The organism is Amphritea opalescens, assembly GCF_003957515.1.
Classification (GTDB): Bacteria; Pseudomonadota; Gammaproteobacteria; order Pseudomonadales; family Balneatricaceae; genus Amphritea; species Amphritea opalescens.
This window is the reverse complement of sequence record NZ_RQXW01000014.1, coordinates 63100-79664: the sequence shown is the minus strand read 5'-3', so window position 1 is coordinate 79664 and position 16565 is coordinate 63100. Positions and strand designations below refer to the sequence as shown.

Annotated in this window: 22 protein-coding genes; 6 read left to right on the top strand and 16 right to left on the bottom strand. The window is 48.1% G+C overall.

Annotated elements, in window-relative coordinates; all coding sequences use genetic code 11:
- Window positions 1-146: 146 nt before the first annotated feature.
- The 5 genes from EH243_RS14470 (at window position 147) to EH243_RS14450 (ending at window position 6092) form a co-directional block, all read left to right on the top strand.
- Window positions 147-1691: an ABC transporter ATP-binding protein gene (locus EH243_RS14470; RefSeq protein ID WP_126159381.1), complete on the top strand. Its 1545-nt coding sequence runs from the start codon at window positions 147-149 to the stop codon at window positions 1689-1691.
- Window positions 1688-2794, top strand: coding sequence for an ABC transporter permease (locus EH243_RS14465; protein WP_126159380.1), 1107 nt, complete (start codon window positions 1688-1690; stop codon window positions 2792-2794). Before EH243_RS14470 ends, EH243_RS14465 begins: the two co-directional genes overlap by 4 nt.
- A 7-nt stretch (window positions 2795-2801) precedes the next feature.
- Window positions 2802-3728, top strand: coding sequence for an ABC transporter permease (locus EH243_RS14460; protein WP_126159379.1), 927 nt, complete (start codon window positions 2802-2804; stop codon window positions 3726-3728).
- A gap of 242 nt (window positions 3729-3970) precedes the next feature.
- Complete coding sequence (locus EH243_RS14455; protein WP_126159378.1) at window positions 3971-5062, top strand: BMP family ABC transporter substrate-binding protein; 1092 nt, start codon at window positions 3971-3973, stop codon at window positions 5060-5062.
- Window positions 5063-5129: 67 nt separating this feature from the next.
- Window positions 5130-6092, top strand: a complete 963-nt coding sequence (locus tag EH243_RS14450; protein WP_126159377.1) for an isopenicillin N synthase family dioxygenase — start codon at window positions 5130-5132, stop codon at window positions 6090-6092.
- A 116-nt stretch (window positions 6093-6208) separates the two neighbouring features.
- On the opposite strand, the gene EH243_RS14445 is transcribed toward EH243_RS14450, so the two are convergent.
- The 6 genes from EH243_RS14445 to EH243_RS14420 form a co-directional block, all read right to left on the bottom strand.
- Window positions 6209-7726: a DHA2 family efflux MFS transporter permease subunit gene (locus EH243_RS14445; protein WP_126159376.1), complete on the bottom strand. Its 1518-nt coding sequence runs from the start codon at window positions 7724-7726 to the stop codon at window positions 6209-6211.
- Window positions 7723-8928 (bottom strand): HlyD/EmrA/EmrK family protein, encoded by a 1206-nt coding sequence (locus tag EH243_RS14440; protein ID WP_126159375.1) that lies wholly within the window; start codon window positions 8926-8928, stop codon window positions 7723-7725. The genes EH243_RS14445 and EH243_RS14440 overlap by 4 nt, the downstream gene beginning before the upstream one ends.
- A gap of 21 nt (window positions 8929-8949) precedes the next feature.
- Window positions 8950-9429 carry a MarR family winged helix-turn-helix transcriptional regulator gene (locus EH243_RS14435; RefSeq protein WP_126159374.1) on the bottom strand — a complete coding sequence of 160 codons (480 nt, stop codon included), beginning with the start codon at window positions 9427-9429 and terminating at the stop codon, window positions 8950-8952.
- 556 nt (window positions 9430-9985) lie between these two features.
- On the bottom strand, window positions 9986-10294 hold the full coding sequence (locus EH243_RS14430) for a hypothetical protein (protein WP_126159373.1): 309 nt from the start codon (window positions 10292-10294) through the stop codon (window positions 9986-9988).
- Between the two features lie 55 nt (window positions 10295-10349).
- Window positions 10350-10556: a hypothetical protein gene (locus EH243_RS14425; protein ID WP_126159372.1), complete on the bottom strand. Its 207-nt coding sequence runs from the start codon at window positions 10554-10556 to the stop codon at window positions 10350-10352.
- 55 nt (window positions 10557-10611) lie between these two features.
- Window positions 10612-10818 (bottom strand): hypothetical protein, encoded by a 207-nt coding sequence (locus EH243_RS14420; protein ID WP_126159371.1) that lies wholly within the window; start codon window positions 10816-10818, stop codon window positions 10612-10614.
- A gap of 365 nt (window positions 10819-11183) precedes the next feature.
- Between EH243_RS14420 and EH243_RS14415 the strand changes: the two genes are divergently transcribed.
- Window positions 11184-11633 carry a tellurite resistance TerB family protein gene (locus EH243_RS14415; RefSeq protein WP_126159370.1) on the top strand — a complete coding sequence of 150 codons (450 nt, stop codon included), beginning with the start codon at window positions 11184-11186 and terminating at the stop codon, window positions 11631-11633.
- Between the two features lie 199 nt (window positions 11634-11832).
- Here EH243_RS14415 and EH243_RS14410 read toward each other — a convergent pair whose 3' ends face one another.
- The 10 genes from EH243_RS14410 to EH243_RS14370 all read right to left on the bottom strand — a co-directional run bounded on the left by EH243_RS14410 (window position 11833) and on the right by EH243_RS14370 (window position 15847).
- Window positions 11833-12381: a FlgO family outer membrane protein gene (locus tag EH243_RS14410; protein ID WP_126159369.1), complete on the bottom strand. Its 549-nt coding sequence runs from the start codon at window positions 12379-12381 to the stop codon at window positions 11833-11835.
- Between the two features lie 10 nt (window positions 12382-12391).
- Window positions 12392-13060: a hypothetical protein gene (locus tag EH243_RS14405; RefSeq protein WP_126159368.1), complete on the bottom strand. Its 669-nt coding sequence runs from the start codon at window positions 13058-13060 to the stop codon at window positions 12392-12394.
- Window positions 13061-13724: 664 nt separating this feature from the next.
- Window positions 13725-13883 (bottom strand): hypothetical protein, encoded by a 159-nt coding sequence (locus EH243_RS18545; RefSeq protein ID WP_164549127.1) that lies wholly within the window; start codon window positions 13881-13883, stop codon window positions 13725-13727.
- 106 nt (window positions 13884-13989) lie between these two features.
- Window positions 13990-14187: a hypothetical protein gene (locus tag EH243_RS14400; protein WP_126159367.1), complete on the bottom strand. Its 198-nt coding sequence runs from the start codon at window positions 14185-14187 to the stop codon at window positions 13990-13992.
- A gap of 56 nt (window positions 14188-14243) precedes the next feature.
- A complete protein-coding gene (locus tag EH243_RS14395; RefSeq protein WP_126159363.1) occupies window positions 14244-14450 on the bottom strand; it encodes a hypothetical protein in 207 nt (68 codons plus the stop codon).
- Window positions 14451-14501: 51 nt separating this feature from the next.
- Window positions 14502-14699, bottom strand: coding sequence for a hypothetical protein (locus EH243_RS14390; protein ID WP_126159366.1), 198 nt, complete (start codon window positions 14697-14699; stop codon window positions 14502-14504).
- A 51-nt stretch (window positions 14700-14750) separates the two neighbouring features.
- On the bottom strand, window positions 14751-15059 hold the full coding sequence (locus EH243_RS14385; protein ID WP_126159365.1) for a hypothetical protein: 309 nt from the start codon (window positions 15057-15059) through the stop codon (window positions 14751-14753).
- Window positions 15060-15115: 56 nt separating this feature from the next.
- On the bottom strand, window positions 15116-15322 hold the full coding sequence (locus tag EH243_RS14380) for a hypothetical protein (protein ID WP_126159364.1): 207 nt from the start codon (window positions 15320-15322) through the stop codon (window positions 15116-15118).
- A 56-nt stretch (window positions 15323-15378) separates the two neighbouring features.
- Window positions 15379-15585, bottom strand: coding sequence for a hypothetical protein (locus EH243_RS14375; protein WP_126159363.1), 207 nt, complete (start codon window positions 15583-15585; stop codon window positions 15379-15381).
- Between the two features lie 55 nt (window positions 15586-15640).
- A complete protein-coding gene (locus EH243_RS14370) occupies window positions 15641-15847 on the bottom strand; it encodes a hypothetical protein (RefSeq protein ID WP_126159363.1) in 207 nt (68 codons plus the stop codon).
- Window positions 15848-16565: the final 718 nt, after the last annotated feature.

Below are 16565 nucleotides of genomic sequence, written 5' to 3'. Positions count from 1 at the left end.
ATAAACAGAGCAATATGAATTGATTTTAAACATTCTGACCGGTTGGCCAGCTTTTTGCTTTTATTTCATAGATAGACGACACTCGGCTATCTGGTTTGAGTATAGTGTTCTTTAAGCTCCATTAGGATAGAGACGAGGTAGCCAGCGTGAAGCAGAACCCACCACCTCCGCGACTGACTTTACGCGGTATCAGTAAACAATACCCCGGATGTCTAGCCAACGATGACATCCACCTGGATATCGCACCCGCAGAAATTCACGCCCTGCTGGGTGAAAACGGTGCCGGTAAAAGCACCTTAATGAAGGTAATTTACGGCTTAGTCAAACCCGACCGTGGCGAACTCCTCTGGGACGGCCTGCCCATTGAGGTCAAAGACCCAGCCCATGCCCGTAAGATGGGTATCGGCATGGTGTTCCAACATTTCTCACTGTTTGAAACCCTAACCGTTACCGAAAATATCGCCTTAGCACTCGGTGATGATGCCGGTGAGTTAGAGCCCTTGGCAGAGAAGATTCGCACGGTGTCGGAAAAATACGGCATGGCGATCAACCCTGAACGGGAGATACACACGCTCTCGGTCGGCGAACGCCAACGGGTCGAGATTGTGCGCTGCTTAGTCCAAAACATTAAGCTGCTTATTCTTGATGAACCCACCTCTGTACTCACGCCGCAAGAGGTAGACACCCTCTTCGTAACACTGCGACAACTGGCACATGAAGGCTGCTCGATCCTCTTTATCAGTCATAAGCTCAACGAGGTCAAAGCACTCTGTCATAAGGCTACCGTACTGCGCTCCGGCAGAGTCTCCGGCGAATGTATCCCCGCCGATGAAGATACCACCAGCATGGCCAAGCTGATGGTGGGTGATGACACCCCCGTTAGTACCACCTACCCTAAAAAACTGGGCAATTCTCCTCTGCTGAGTGTCCACGACCTAAACCTCAATAGTCCCGATCCCTTTGGTGTGCAGCTGAAACATATCAACCTGACGGTCAATGCCGGTGAAATCGTCGGGATTGCAGGGGTTGCCGGTAACGGTCAGGAGGAGTTACTGGCGAGTCTCAGCGGCGAGCAACGCTGTAAAGATAATAAAACCATCACTTTTGCGGACACCCCGGTGGGCAAATTATCACCGGATAAGCGCCGCGAATGGGGGCTGGCTTTTGTCCCAGAAGAGCGGCTTGGCCGCGGTGCTGTGCCCGAAATGAGCCTCACCGAAAACGCCTTACTGACCGGGTTTCTCACCGGTCTGGTCCAAAACGGAATGGTGGCGTGGAAAAAGGCCGAAGCCTTTGCCGATGATATTATTGCCCAATACAAGGTCAAAACACCGAGTCGACAAGCACAAGCGGATAGCTTATCCGGCGGCAACCTGCAAAAGTTTATTATTGGCCGTGAAATCATGCAGAACCCCCGCATACTGATCGCAGCCCACCCAACGTGGGGCGTCGATATCGGCGCCGCCACCGCTATTCACAAAGCCTTAATCAACCTTCGGGATCAGGGTGCTGCCATTCTGGTGGTCTCTGAAGATATTGATGAACTATTTCTTATTTCTGACCGTATCGGCGCGATCTGTGATGGTGCACTGTCCCCCATTAAGCCCACCCCTGAATCATCCATACCCGAACTGGGTCGCATGATGGCCGGCGATTTCAATCCCGCCCGCGAAGAGAGAGTAACCCCATGATTAAACTGGAACCCCGGGGTGAACGCTCCAGCACAATGGCTTATTTATCACCGGTATTAGCCGCCGTCCTCACCATGCTGACCGGCTTAGTTGTCTTTACCCTCTTAGGCGTCGATCCGGTTGAAGCGCTAATCACCATTCTCTATGTCCCCATTTCAGATACCCATGGCTTAGCGGAACTCTGTGTTAAGACGGCGCCTATTCTACTGTGTGCTATCGGTTTATCCGTCGCCTTCAAAGCAAAGATCTGGAATATCGGCGCCGAAGGTCAACTCTTAATGGGTGGCCTATTCGGCAGCTATATCGCTTTACAACTGATTGAGGCGGAAGGCTTTTGGGTATTACCCCTCGTCCTAATTGCCGGTGCGCTAGGCGGTATGGTCTGGTCGGGTATCGCGGCGATATTGAAAGTGCGCTTCAACACCAATGAAATCCTCACCACCATCATGATGAACTATATCGCCCTCAATGTTTTACTCTGGGCCGTACATGGTCCACTCAAAGATCCTGAGGGTTATAACTTCCCAGAGTCAGCACTCTTTGGTGAGTCCGCGTTATTACCCATTCTCATTGACAATACCCGGGTCCATTTTGGTATGGCCTTAGCGTTATTTGCCGTTGTCGCTGTTTGGGTATTAATGAGCCGCAGCTTCTATGGTTTCCAAATCAAAGTAATGGGCATGGATGCGGGTGCCGCCCGTCTATCGGGCTTCAAAGAGAAGCGCCTCGCTTACTTTGCGCTGCTGCTCAGTGGCGGTTTAGCGGGTCTCGCGGGTGTCGGGGAAGTGGCCGGTCCGATTGGCCAGCTGATTCCACAAATCTCCCCCGGTTACGGCTACGCCGCGATTATCGTCGCCTTCCTCGGCCGACTCCATCCGGTGGGTATCTTATTGGCTAGCTTACTCATGGCGCTACTCTATATGGGCGGCGAGATGGCCCAGATCAGCCTTGGCCTGCCATTAGCACTGACGGGGATGTTTCAAGGGATGTTGCTGTTCTATCTCTTGGCTTGCGATGTGCTGATCTCTTTCCGTATTCGCCTCAAACCTAAAAAAATAACACCCACGCCGCCATCAATATTAGCGTCTGACACTCAAGGATAACGACACCATGGATATTGATCTGATTACCAACATACTCTATGCCATGATTCGCACGGGGACACCGCTATTGATTGTCGCGCTGGGAGAACTGGTCTGCGAAAAAAGTGGTGTGCTCAATCTCGGTCAAGAAGGGATGATGCTCATGGGTGCCGTGATCGGCTTTATCGTGACCCTTGTTTCCGGCAGTCTACTCCTAGGCTTTCTATTAGCGATGGTCGCGGGCGTCTTAATGTCGTTGATCTTTGGCCTCATTACCATGGAGCTGAGCGCTAACCAGGTGGCCACCGGACTCGCACTGACGATCTTTGGCACGGGGCTCTCCGCCTTTATCGGTAGTGACTTTGTCGGCAAGCCTATCGATGGCCTCGACCCGATCTTTATTAGCGGTTTAACAGATCTTCCCATCATCGGCCGGATGTTTTTTGGTCAGGATTTGGTAGTCTATCTCTCCTTCATTCTGTTCGGTGCAGTCTACTGGTTTATCAATCATTCCCGCCCTGGGCTGATCCTCAAAGCCGTCGGCGAGAACCCTCACGCGGCAAATGCCATTGGCTTACCCGTTTTTAAAACCCGTTATCTAGCCATCATGTTTGGCGGTGCAATGGCAGGGCTGGCTGGAGGCTATCTATCATTAGCCTATACGCCGCTGTGGGCAGAGAACATGACCGCTGGACGCGGCTGGATAGCCTTGGCATTAGTGGTCTTTGCTAGCTGGAAGGCGGAACGGGTGCTATTAGGCGCATGGTTGTTTGGTCTGGCGAGCATTCTCCACCTCGTATTTCAGGGGCTCGGCTTCTCTGTTTCGCCAAACCTACTGGCGATACTGCCCTATTTAGCCACTGTCGTTGTCCTAGTCATCCTGTCCAGTAACCAGACTCGCAGCCGGCTGGTTGCACCGATGTCGCTGGGCAATCCGTTCTATGCCAAGGGGTAAGCAATCGACGCCCTGTTTTGTGGAGTTCACCACCGCATTTTAATACTTGCGCACCAAACAGGAGCAAACTACAGTCATGACTAATAACAAAACCGGAACCTTAATTGCCAAACCACAAGAATTCCGGTTAAGTTAATGATTAATGCTGAATTGGTCAGATTTTTGCTTTAATAATTATAACTGACCTACCGGTCAACTTTTTTAGCCTGTCGCTAACAAATGTCTCAACAGGAGAAGGATGCATGAAACGTCGTCAATTTAATAAACTGGTTACCGGGCTTGCCGCCGGGGTATGCCTGACCGCACTGTCCTCTCTGTCGGTTCAGGCTGCTGATCCGCTGAAAGTAGGCTTTGTTTATGTGGGCCCTATTGGTGACCACGGCTGGTCCTATCAGCATGACCAAGGTCGTAAATCCGTTGAAGCCGAGTTCGGCGACAAAGTTAAAACCACCTATGTTGAGAATGTTGCCGAAGGGGCTGATGCTCAGCGGGTTATTTATAATCTGGCCAAAACGGGCCATAAGCTGATTTTCACCACCTCATTTGGTTTTATGAACCCTACCCTCAAGGTGGCTAAACAGTTTCCTGACGTGGTATTTGAACATGCCACCGGTTATAAAATGGCCAAAAACGTTGGCACCTATATCTCAACCACCTTTGAAGGCCGTTACGTTGCTGGCTATGTCGCATCACAGGTGACTAAAAGCAATAAGATAGGCTATATCGCCTCATTCCCGATCCCTGAAGTTATCCGTGATATCAATGCGGTACAACTCGCATTAAATAAATACAATCCGGAAGCTGAACTCAAAGTCATCTGGGTCAATAGCTGGTTTGATCCAGGTAAAGAAGCCGATGCAGCCAATGCGATGATGGATCAAGGCGTTGATGTGATTTTACAGCACACTGACAGCCCTGCTGCCATGCAGGCCGCTGATCGTCGCGGTAAATATGCGGTTGGACAGGCATCTGATATGTCATCCTTTGGCCCGAACGCTCACCTACTCTCCGTGGTTGATGAATGGGGTCCACACTACATTAACACCGTCAATTCAGTCATGAATGGTACTTGGAAGCCCAAAGCGAATGTTGAGGGTATGAAAGAGGGTGCTATCGTGATTCCAAGCTTCAATGACAGCATTCCTGCTGATGTGGTTAGCCATGCAAAAGAACTGATTGCCGGCATTAAGGACGGTAGCGTTTATCCTTTTGCTGGCCCGATCAAAAACAAAGCGGGTGAACTGGTTGTGCCTGAAGGTTCTAGCCTTTCTTACGAAGACCTGGAAAAAATGAACTGGTACGTCGAAGGTATCCAGTCTGATATTCCAAAATAACCCGCAATACCCCCTTGCCGCTATCCATGATAGCGGCAAGCCTTTCAACTAAGTGCCCAACACCTATATGAATATTCCTCTGATCAATATTTCCAGCTTATATTCCGACAATACAACGGAACAAATGGAAGTCGCTAAAGCCATCGATACTGCCTGCAGAGAAAGTGGCTTTTTTTATATCCAAGGGCATCCCATCAGCCAAGCCCGCATACGCGAGATGCGCGCGCTGTCTGAAGCCTTTTTTGCGCTTCCTGAAGCGGAAAAAGTTGCCATCGATATTACTCTCTCAAACAATCATCGTGGCTATGGTCGCATGATGGCAGAGCAGCTCGACCCAGAACATCCCGGTGATATCAAAGAAACCTTTGATATGGCACTGAATCTACCCACGGATCATCCACTGATTGGTCCAGACCGGCCCCTTTACGGCCCAAACCAATATCCTCAATCCCTTACTGATTTCCAACAAAAAATGGAACGTCACTATTGGGATATGCTTGAACTAGGCAAAACCATCCTCAGCGCCCTAGCCATGGCCCTAGGTCTCGAGAAACGCTTCTTTGACGATAAATTTGCACACCCATTAAGCGTCTTACGCTTTATCCATTATCCTGAAGTCGCCCCCCAAGCGGGCAAACAGCATATTGGCGCAGGCGCGCATACCGATTATGGCTGCATTACTATTCTTTGGCAGGATGAAATAGGCGGTTTGCAGGTGCAAGATACCCGCGGGGAATGGATCGACGCGCCTCCCATTGAAGACAGCTTCGTGATCAATATCGGTAACATGATGGCCCGTTGGAGCAACGACCGTTATAAATCGACGGCTCACCGCGTATTTAGCCCTAGTGGTGAAGAACGCTACTCCATGCCGTTTTTTGTCGAGCCTGATTTTGATACCGATGTCAGCTGCTTAGATAACTGCTGCTCGGCGGATACGCCCCCTAAATACGAGCCGATATCAGCAGGCGACTGGATGATTTACTGCTTTAACAATACCTATGCCTATCGTGACGAAGAAACCGCTTAACCGATCTTATTAGCCAACCGGCCGGATACTTTTCTATCCGGCCCTAGGCTCATCGATTGGCTCCGTATTGTGGTCTCAATACGCTCAAACAGCCCTGTCTATTTACTAGCTCAACCCTACTTACTAGCCTTCCCGCCGGACATAAAAGGTGGTTTGGCAAACCACACCGCCGCCATCAGCGCCAAGAAGATCCACCCCAGCAGTGCAAAATAATCGACCGTCGAGATCATATAGGCCTGCGCTTCGATCAACTGTTCAATACGCCCATAATTCTGCAATGTAGGGCCACCCAACAGATCAAGATAGTGCCGTGTTTCTGGACTGTATGGGGTAATATTTTCCGTCAACAAGGCATGTTCTATCGCCGCTTGCCGATGCCACCACCAGGTTGTGAGGGATGACGCAAAACTCCCGCCGAGTACCCGCAAAAAAGTGGCCAAACCCGAGCCATCGGCAATCTCCCTAGGAGAGAGACTCGACAGCAGGATAGTGGTCGCGGGCATAAAGAACAGCGCCACGCCTAACCCCATCCCCAGTTGGATCATCGCAATATGGTAATAATCCACATCGAGCGAAAATTCAGCCCGCCCGAAACTCGACAGAGACATCGCCAAAAAGGCGATACTGGTCAATAACCGCATATCCACTTTGTAGCCAAAACGCCCGACGATAGGCGACAGTATCACGGGGATGATACCGATAGGGGCTGCCGCCAGCCCCGCCCAAACAGCGGTATAGCCCATGCGGGTTTGCAACCACACTGGCAGCAGCAGGTTAAGGCCAAAAAAGGCGGAGTAACCCAACACCAACACTATCGTGCCGAAGGTAAAGTTGCGATGGCGAAACAGCCTCAGATTAATCACCGGATGCTCTTCGGTCATCTCCCAGATTACCATCGAGATCAACGCAATCACCGCCACCGCAGCACTGTAGATAATGAACTCCGATTCAAACCAATCCAGATCATTACCCTTATCCAGCACCACCTGTAATAACCCAACCCCTAATACCAACAGGGCTAAACCCACATAGTCGATCGGCTTTTTTTCGGTGTCTTCCGGACGGTTACGCAGCTGCGACCACACCACCAGCACAGCAAACAGCCCGATCGGTAGGTTGATAAAGAAAATCCATGGCCAAGAGTAGTTATCCGTTAACCAACCGCCGGAAATCGGCCCCAAAATCGGCGCCACCACCGCCACCATCGCTAATAGCGACAGCGCCATACCACGGCGTGCCGCAGGATAGATCGCAATCAACAGGGTCTGGGCGATAGGGTAAAGCGGCCCGGCAACAAAGCCCTGCAGCGCCCGAAAGAACACCAGCTCGGGCAGCGAGGTGGCGATACCACAGAGAAACGAGGTAAACATAAACAGACAAACAGAGCCGATAAACAAACGCACTTCGCCGACCCGACGCGCCATCCAGCCGGTCAGCGGCAACGCGATCGCATTACACACGGCAAACGAGGTAATCACCCAGGTGCCCTGCTCGCTGCTGGCACCCAGATTACCGGTAATCGATGTTAGTGCAACATTAGCAATCGTGGTGTCCAGCACCTGCATAAAGGTCGCCAACGCCAGACCAATCGTGGCCAGCACCAAGTTCGCGGGTACAAACCGGACCGCACTCATTTAACTTGAGACACCGCACTATCGTTTTGTGTCGTCTCACTGTTGGCGCGAATCAATTGTGCGGCTAACTCATCCGCCTCTTGCAGCAGATTGGCATAGATATCGGTGGCATAGCGGGCGGAATGATCGGCACGACTGGCCAGCACTTCGCCATCCTGCTGATGCAGATCGACCTCAACCTTGGTTGACATTCCCAACCGCAACGGATGCGCCTGTAACTCTTCCGCCTGTAAGCCGATGCGCACCGGCACCCGCTGCACAATCTTAATCCAGTTACCGCTGGCGTTTTGAGCGGGCAATAAAGCAAACGCCCCCCCAGTGCCGACACCGAGGCTTTCGACCCGTCCTTGATAATGCACATCACTGCCATACAGGTCCGCCGTAACCTCCACCGCCTGACCTATCTGCATCTGGCTCATCTGCGTCTCTTTAAAGTTCGCCTCAATCCACACCTGATCCAACGGTATTACCGCCATTAAGGCCTGCCCGGTAGTCACTCGGGCACCCGGCTGAACACTCCGCTGGGCCACATAACCGCTCACCGGCGCAATCAGATGAGTACGGCCATGGTTTATAAATGCTTGATGTAGCTTTGCCGTGGCCGCTTGCACCTTCGGGTGGGTCGCAATGGTTGTCCCTTCCACCAGCGCCAATGTGCTAGACAGCTGCTGGCGGGCACTAATCAACGCATTTTCAGCCTCGCCCAGTGCATCCCTTGAGTGGGACATAATCTCTTCTGATAGAACGCCCGCCGCCGCTAACTTATCGCGCCGTTTAAAATCACTGCGCGCCTGTTGCAACTCAAGCTGACGAGTCGCTAACTGAGCGCGAAAGTTATCCACACTGGAGAACAGCCCACGAACTTCCCGCACCGTGGCGGCTAAATCCGCTTTCGCCTGCTCTAATGCAATCGTGGTATCGCTGGGATCTAGTTCGACCAACACTTGGCCCTGCTCGACATAATCACCATCATCCGCGTTAATCCGAATCACAGTGCCATTAATACCCGAGCCGATTTGCACCCGGTTACCATCCACATAAGCATCCGCGGTTTCCTCGTAGAAACGACCATAAAGATGTTCATACGCAAATACTGCCCCGCCAATCACGAGCACAATAAAAAATAAACCACTCAGTAAGATCAGACGACTACGTTTAGCTGAAGCTGGCCGTGTTTCGACCTGAGGATCACTCTCATTCATAACTCTATTCCGCACTCTTCTTTATTCGGGTTTGCTCTGCTGTGTGGGCTCTTCCATCAACCCGGTCGGCACCAACATCTTGCGTACCATACGGTCAAACTCGCTTAACTCCTGTTGAGTGAGTTCACCGGTCAGCTCATTCAACAGATCCGCCGCCAGACCTTGCACCTGATGACTCAGTGCAATCCCTTCGGCAGTCGGTTTAAGGCGTACCTGCCGCCGGTCATGGGGGCAGCGTTCACGTACCAAAATATTGCGCTGCTCAAGACGGTCGAGCATCCGTGTCATAGCACCACTATCGATCGATAGCAGCCGCGTTAGTTCTGAAGGGCTATCGACATGCTCGACAATAACAAGCCGCATCACCCGAAACTGTGGTCCAGTGATATTAAAAGGCTTAAGGTACTTTTCGAGTAATCGATCTTTATGCTGATTCAACAGAAACAGCAGATGCGCAATGCTCAGCCGGGTGGGCACATTATCTTCGGTAAAGTGGATCATGGGATTTTCTCCGATAACAATAATTTATTTGCCTAGGCAGATAAATTAAACCGAGATACTGCCATTGCAGCTAAATTTTGTCAAAGTAGTTTTAACGGAAACGCCTGGTTCGACGCAAACAAGCAATGAAAGAGTAACCTCCTCAGCTATATTTTTTTGATAAGAAAAACGAATATCGTTGTTTCTGCTTAAACGATATCGCGATTGAAAAACTGTAAAGTATTGCTCAGATTTTTCGTCATCTAGATGACTTAATTCCATCCAGAACAATACGCATACGGTATTCTTTATTTGTAAAAGATTTGCAAACAACTTAACTGCTAAGCGAGCATGCCTATTATTTTGCAGTTGCCCCCTATCAAGATATCAGGTGAAAGCTACTGCTTTAGCCTCTATAGCCACCACACGGGATGATGCACTAGCTACGCCTGTAGCCAGTGCCATACTAATTATCGTAAAAGCTGTTTTCATACTCCCTTTCTTGATAAATAATGTCAGTCAATCATCTTCATCTTACCTAGTCACTGGGAATGACTAACGAATGACTGTGTAATAACTATTTATTGCCCACAAAAAGTTCGGAGCTATAGCTGCTACCCGGTAGATTAGGGCTGTCAGCCATTGTTATATTGCCAGAATGATAGTTAGAGATATCTTGTACATCGACCTTCCCGCCAATCTGTCCTATTTCAAAATTGGTCCCTGGTAAGTTAGGGACCACGACATTCACTGCACCCGAAGAATGATACTGAGATGTTTCTTGTACATCGACACCACCGAGCTGGCCCACTTCAAAATTAGTCGCTGATGCAGTGCCTGCAGCGAGAGTAGAAACCAATGCGATTGTTGTCATAAGCGCTTTCATGATTTGTTCCTTAAATACTTACATTAAAAACTGATAAAAATGGTTACGTGCCGACTTACTTGCTGCCGATAAACAGTTCTGAACCGTAATGATTCGCGGGCAAGTTAGTGTGATCGACGGCTACTAGTTCTTTGCTGCTGTAGTGAGAACCGCTCTGGAGAGTCGTACCGCCACCGAGCTGGCCCACTTCAAAATTAGTCGCTGATGCGGTGCCTGCAGCGAGAGTAGAAGCCAATGCGATTGTTGTCATAAGCGCTTTCATGATTTGTTCCTTAAATACTTACATTAAAAACTGATAAAAATGGTTACGTGCCGACTTACTTGCTGCCGATAAACAGTTCTGAACCGTAATGATTCGCGGGCAAGTTAGTGTGATCGACGGCTACTAGTTCTTTGCTGCTGTAGTGAGAACCGCTCTGGAGAGTCGTACCGCCACCGAGCTGACCCACCTCAAAATTAGTCGCTGATGCGGTGCCTGCTACGAGGGTAGAAGCTAATGCAACCGTTGTAATAAGTGCTTTCATAATATGTTCCTCAATATTGTCATCATGTATTCATGAGCGTATCTGGTTATTAGTTGAGCACCGCTATCGATCGCAGCCGTTATTGAAAGGCTTAAGGCACTTTTCGAGTAATCGGTCTTTATGCTGGTTCAACAGAAACAGCAGATGCGCAATGCTCAGCCGGGTGGGCACATTGTCTTCGGTAAAGTAGATCATGGGGGTTTCCCTGATAACGACAATTTAGCTGCCTAGGCAGTTAACTTAAAGCAGAATACTGCCATGGCAGCTAAATTTTGTCAAAACAGTTTTAACCGAAAATGCCGAAGCCGATGAAATGAACTAATACAAACAAACGCTTGTCTACTGGCGGTACTGGAGAATTTAAAATGATAGCGAAGCTGAAATCCTTTCTAGAAACATTTCTACCCGAGACAGACGCAGAGGAAAATCCACAAGCCCTGCTGTCACTCGCCTCAGCTGCACTGATGGTTGAAGTGTTGATATCCGATTACGAACGTAAACCCGAAGAAAATGAAACTCTGCTGGATGTATTGAAGAAAACCTTTTCACTTAACCAAGTAACCGCGCAAGCACTACTCACTCGGGCTGAAAAAGCCCAGCATAATGCCACTGATTACTTTCGCTTCACCTCCCAGATCAATGATCTATGCACCCCTGAAGAAAAGATCACCCTCATTGAAAACCTCTGGCGGGTCGCCTATGCCGATGGCGAGCTACACCACTACGAAGAACACGTCATTCGTCGCATCGCCGACCTGATCTACGTATCACATAAAGATTTTATTACCGCCAAGCTGCGGGTTGCTGAAGGATAAGTACAGCGTGGGTCTATAAATGAGCGCTAATACCCCCTGATTACATAGCCTTCAACGCACCTATCAATCTAATGCCGATGTTGGCTAAGGGTATACAGCATCCATCGAAAACGGATCTGTTCATTGCCCATCGTTTATAAGTAGCTAAACACAAAAAAGGGCGCTATCAGCGCCCTTCTAACATACTTTTTACACTTAATTACCGCGAGTTTCTGATCATCGCGCTTATATCTTTATTTAGTGGTAAGGTGTAATTCGTTGACGATAGCACCAAGTTATCAGCAGTACGCACGACTTTGGCTGTAACATATATATTGTTTCCACCCACAGCATAAGTACCAAGCACAACGGCCTGCGCATCATGAGAGTTAACAATACTTCTCAGTTGCCGAGATAAAATTAACTCTCCTGTTTGCGCCTCCACAAACAGACTGCTCCGCATTTTTATCTCTACCATCGGAACACCGAGATTGGTCATTGCACTCGAAAATTGCTCGCCAAGGGTACGCCCCAGCGTTGATGACGATCTCAGATTATCGATGTTAGCAAAACTAACAGCTAAAACCGGCTTCCCTTCGTCAAGAGTTAATCCGCTGGCTAAACTTTTTGCCGCTGATGACGATATCTGAATTAAATTGACTGTGGGATCTTTTGGTACAGACGAATGACTAGCGCATCCAGCTAGAGCGACTGCCGAAAGAAGAGCCAAAACCAACTTGTATGAAGTTTTTCGTTTAGTGTCTCTCATATTCGGCCCCTTACCATTTATCCGTGACGTCAGTCGGCTTCGAGCTATCATGCTCTGTGGTGTAGTGATCGCTATCTCCGCCATTGATGTAGTAAATATTAGAAGACGAATAGAGGACCTGATTTCCCACAACGGCCTGAGTTGTAATAACAACTTCTAGGTTGGATTCAGACGTCCAGCTACCGCTAAAGATATCGCCATAGATAGCCGCTGGTACCAACATTAATGCGGGTTCACCCCAGTTGTGACTAAAAGGCACCGTTGCGACGGCAACACCTGCGGCAAGCGCGGTGAGTGCGCCTACAGGTGCACGAACAGGTTCACGATCCTTATGTTCGATAACGTTGACTTTATAAGTAATCGTTGCGGCACCCGTCGCGTTTGTTTGAACATGGGCTCCTTTACTTACCAATGAACTGGTCAACAGAGACTGATAGGAAGAGTGAAACGACGTTTCCTGCTCATTTTCTATGTATAACGGCCAAGCTTTCAGCCGATTACTCTCGATCAATTGATCTGCTTGGTGATCAGCCAGAACACTCCAGTGATGCGCGGCCTGCATTTTTTGCTGATCTGTTACTGGGTAGGTCGCCGCTATTGGGGCTTGTGACGTCCCAGCACCGAAACATCCAGCGAGCAAAGTGCTACCCACACTCAACACTAAAACTTTCTTCAACATACGAAATCCTTCCGATTGTTTAGCTCATAGAAAGCGAAAGCACCTGCCACCACTTTTCAACTATTTTTTGAAGCCTATATTATAGCCACATAAACTACAATAATGAGCCTACAAAATTCATAATCATGCGTTAAGTTGATGCTTTACATCATTAATTAAGCGGGCTTATAGGAAGGCTTTGTCTAGGTGGAACAACAGGCGACACTTTTTGAATAACAGTGCCGTGCGGATAAACTCACCGACCATAATGACCGATCACGGCCGACATAAAGTAGGCACTGAAACAAATAAGATGATGGGGCTATCGTGTGAAGAGGGCCATTCGGTATGGCTCTTGATGTCTCACCCCTATTTCGACTCGTGCGATCCAGATTCAACCCTACGATTTGCATCCAAGGCCGCTTCGCAATTCGAGATGCATTTTCATCGTCAATATAGCGTTAAAGCGGTATTCCTACCGATCTGTTGTGCATCACTGTTTTCAGGGGGGATTATTGTTGGTTATCAACCAGGATAGCTATGAGGGAAATTAAGCATTCAAGGTAGGTTAAATCCGTCATTAAATTAGCGTAAAAACGTCAGGGCTTTGTTCTCATGCTGACGCTAGATTGATCAGCATCAGTTTGTTTACGAGTGTAAGCCGCGCTCTGTTCAGACTCTTCGTTCAGTTACTGACGACCAGAAACTTATTACCGTCATTATTACCCGGCATATTCGGCCCATCAACGATAACCACCTCTTCATTGTTATAGAAAGCTACTGCTTGAGTCTCTATAGCTACTACACTGGATGACGCACTAGCTACTCCTGTAGCCAGTGCCATGCTGATTATCGTAAAAACTGCTTTCATACTTCGTTCCTTGATAAATAATTTAAGTCAATCATCTTACCTAGTCACTGGGAATGACTAACGAGTGACTGCATAATAACTATTTGTTACCCACAAACAGTGTTGAGCTATAGCTGCTTCCGGGCAAATTAGAGGTTTCCATTACCGCTGCACTAGCTGAGTGAGATGTCGCTTGTACATCAATGCCACCCAGTTGACCCACTTCAAAGTTAGTGGCTGACGCGGTGCCTGCAGCTAGCGCGGAGGCCAGTGCGATGGTTGTGATAAGTGTTTTCATGATCTGATCCTTTAATACTTAAATTAAAAACTGATAAAAAATGGTTAAGTGCCGACTTACTTGCTGCCGATAAACAGTTCTGAACCGTAATGATTCGCTGGCAAGTTAGCGTGATCAACAGTTACCAGCTCTTCGCTGCTGTAGTGAGAACCGTTCTGAATAGTCGTACCACCACCCAGCTGACCTACTTCAAAATTAGTCGCTGATGCGGTGCCTGCAGCGAGAGTAGAAGCCAATGCGATTGTTGTAATAAGTGCTTTCATGATCGATTCCTTAAACAATTTAACTGAAAGATTTTGGTTATGACGGGCGGATTATTTATTGCCGATAAAAAGCGCTGAGCTATAGCTGCTTCCGGGCAAATTAGAGGTTTCCATTACCGCAGCACTGGTTGAGTGAGATGTTGCTTGTACATCAATGCCACCCAGTTGACCCACTTCAAAGTTAGTGGCTGACGCGGTGCCTGCAGCTAGCGCGGAAGCCAGTGCGATGGTTGTGATAAGTGTTTTCATGATCGATTCCTTAAACAATTTAACTGAAAGATTTTGGTTATGACGGGCGAATTATTTATTGCCGATAAAAAGTGCTGAGCTATAGCTGCTACCCGGTAGATTAGGGGTGTCAGTCATTGCCATATCGCCAGAATGATAGTTAGAGGCATCTTGTACATCGATTTTCCCGCCGATCTGTCCCACTTGAAAATTAGTCCCTGGCAAGTTAGGAGCCACGACATTCACTGCATCGGTAGAATGATACTGAGATGTTTCTTGTACATCGAAGCCATCCAACTGACCTACTTGGAAATTAGTCGCTGACGCGGTGCCTGCAGCAAGAGTAGAAGCTAGCGCGATTGTTGTAATAAGTGTTTTCATGATCTGTTCCTTAAATATTTAAATTAAAAACTGATAAAAAATGGTTAAGTGCCGACTTACTTGCTGCCGATAAACAGTTCTGAACCGTAATGATTCGTTGGCAAGTTAGCGTGATCAACAGTTACCAGCTCTTCGCTGCTGTAGTGAGAACCGTTCTGAATAGTCGTACCACCACCCAGCTGACCTACTTCAAAATTAGTCGCTGATGCGGTGCCTGCAGCGAGAGTAGAAGCCAATGCGATTGTTGTAATAAGTGCTTTCATGATCTGATCCTTTAATACTTAAATTAAAAACTGATAAAAAATGGTTAAGTGCCGACTTACTTGCTGCCGATAAACAGTTCTGAACCGTAATGATTCGCTGGCAAGTTAGCGTGATCAACAGTTACCAGCTCTTCGCTGCTGTAGTGAGAACCGTTCTGGATAGTCGTGCCGCCACCTAGCTGACCCACTTCAAAATTAGTCGCTGATGCGGTGCCTGCAGCGAGAGTAGAAGCCAATGCGATTGTTGTAATAAGTGCTTTCATTATCTGATCCTTTAATACTTAAATTAAAAACTGATAAAAATGGTTAAGTGCCGACTTACTTGCTGCCGATAAATAGTTCTGAACCGTAATGGTTCGCTGGCAAGTTAGCGTGATCGACGGTTACCAGCTCTTCGCTGCTGTAGTGAGAGCCGTTCTGGATAGTCGTACCGCCACCTAGCTGACCCACTTCAAAATTAGTCGCTGATGCGGTGCCTGCAGCGAGAGTAGAAGCCAATGCGATTGTTGTAATAAGTGCTTTCATAATATGTTCCTCAATATTGTCATCATGTATTCATGAGCGTATCTGGTTATTAGTTGAGCACAAGTAACTTGTGTGCAACCAACTTGAGAGCGATCTTATTCCAGATTAATCTTGCATGCAAGTTAATTGCGAACAATATATATAAAAATTAGGAATAAACTAATGACAAAAATAAAGCATGGGTGCTTGCTACCGCTCAATGGCTTTAGTGTCTAACGCCATGAAAGCACCATGAGATGCACCTATCGGCCAGTATTGAATAGCTAGAGCCTGACTACTGGTAGCTCCTCGCTCTGCGAGTACGCTGTAATATAAAAAGGTGAAATGTGAAAATATTAGGTGAGAAACGATACATAAACTCAGGTACAACACCCCTTACTCAAACAAATGGCAGCAAAGGGCCGAGTATTATGGGAACGACGTAGCATCATAAACCTGTATTTTTCACTACCCTCAACTAGGCTAGGTCTTAATACAGTCAACATTTAAAGCAGCGAAACAATGAGCGGTAATACCTATCTGACAAGAAAAAACCTTAAAGGATTTATACGACAAGTCCGCTGACAACCTTTCGCTCGTGATTAGCGTAAAATCGGATTCCCTTAAATGTCCTTAGCAAGTAACGACTGCCTTATTTGTTACTCTCCACAAAAAGTGCTGAGCGGTGGCGGTTACCTAGATAAGTTAGCAGGCTCCACCGCCTACGACGATAGAGTAA

What these genes read in the sequence shown, in the direction of transcription:
- EH243_RS14405 (WP_126159368.1), bottom strand. Translation starts at nt 13,060, where the DNA reads ATGTTGAAGAAAGTTTTAGTGTTGAGTGTGGGTAGCACTTTGCTCGCT.
- EH243_RS14390 (WP_126159366.1), bottom strand. Translation starts at nt 14,699, where the DNA reads ATGAAAACACTTATCACAACCATCGCACTGGCTTCCGCGCTAGCTGCA.
- EH243_RS14440 (WP_126159375.1), bottom strand. Translation starts at nt 8,928, where the DNA reads ATGAATGAGAGTGATCCTCAGGTCGAAACACGGCCAGCTTCAGCTAAA.
- EH243_RS14455 (WP_126159378.1), top strand. Translation starts at nt 3,971, where the DNA reads ATGAAACGTCGTCAATTTAATAAACTGGTTACCGGGCTTGCCGCCGGG.
- EH243_RS14400 (WP_126159367.1), bottom strand. Translation starts at nt 14,187, where the DNA reads ATGAAAACACTTATCACAACCATCGCACTGGCCTCCGCGCTAGCTGCA.
- EH243_RS14450 (WP_126159377.1), top strand. Translation starts at nt 5,130, where the DNA reads ATGAATATTCCTCTGATCAATATTTCCAGCTTATATTCCGACAATACA.
- EH243_RS14435 (WP_126159374.1), bottom strand. Translation starts at nt 9,429, where the DNA reads ATGATCCACTTTACCGAAGATAATGTGCCCACCCGGCTGAGCATTGCG.
- EH243_RS14445 (WP_126159376.1), bottom strand. Translation starts at nt 7,726, where the DNA reads ATGAGTGCGGTCCGGTTTGTACCCGCGAACTTGGTGCTGGCCACGATT.
- EH243_RS14410 (WP_126159369.1), bottom strand. Translation starts at nt 12,381, where the DNA reads ATGAGAGACACTAAACGAAAAACTTCATACAAGTTGGTTTTGGCTCTT.
- EH243_RS14415 (WP_126159370.1), top strand. Translation starts at nt 11,184, where the DNA reads ATGATAGCGAAGCTGAAATCCTTTCTAGAAACATTTCTACCCGAGACA.
- EH243_RS14460 (WP_126159379.1), top strand. Translation starts at nt 2,802, where the DNA reads ATGGATATTGATCTGATTACCAACATACTCTATGCCATGATTCGCACG.
- EH243_RS14420 (WP_126159371.1), bottom strand. Translation starts at nt 10,818, where the DNA reads ATGAAAGCACTTATTACAACGGTTGCATTAGCTTCTACCCTCGTAGCA.
- EH243_RS14385 (WP_126159365.1), bottom strand. Translation starts at nt 15,059, where the DNA reads ATGAAAACACTTATTACAACAATCGCGCTAGCTTCTACTCTTGCTGCA.
- EH243_RS14425 (WP_126159372.1), bottom strand. Translation starts at nt 10,556, where the DNA reads ATGAAAGCGCTTATGACAACAATCGCATTGGCTTCTACTCTCGCTGCA.
- EH243_RS14380 (WP_126159364.1), bottom strand. Translation starts at nt 15,322, where the DNA reads ATGAAAGCACTTATTACAACAATCGCATTGGCTTCTACTCTCGCTGCA.
- EH243_RS18545 (WP_164549127.1), bottom strand. Translation starts at nt 13,883, where the DNA reads ATGGCACTGGCTACAGGAGTAGCTAGTGCGTCATCCAGTGTAGTAGCT.
- EH243_RS14465 (WP_126159380.1), top strand. Translation starts at nt 1,688, where the DNA reads ATGATTAAACTGGAACCCCGGGGTGAACGCTCCAGCACAATGGCTTAT.
- EH243_RS14430 (WP_126159373.1), bottom strand. Translation starts at nt 10,294, where the DNA reads ATGAAAGCGCTTATGACAACAATCGCATTGGTTTCTACTCTCGCTGCA.
- EH243_RS14375 (WP_126159363.1), bottom strand. Translation starts at nt 15,585, where the DNA reads ATGAAAGCACTTATTACAACAATCGCATTGGCTTCTACTCTCGCTGCA.
- EH243_RS14395 (WP_126159363.1), bottom strand. Translation starts at nt 14,450, where the DNA reads ATGAAAGCACTTATTACAACAATCGCATTGGCTTCTACTCTCGCTGCA.
- EH243_RS14370 (WP_126159363.1), bottom strand. Translation starts at nt 15,847, where the DNA reads ATGAAAGCACTTATTACAACAATCGCATTGGCTTCTACTCTCGCTGCA.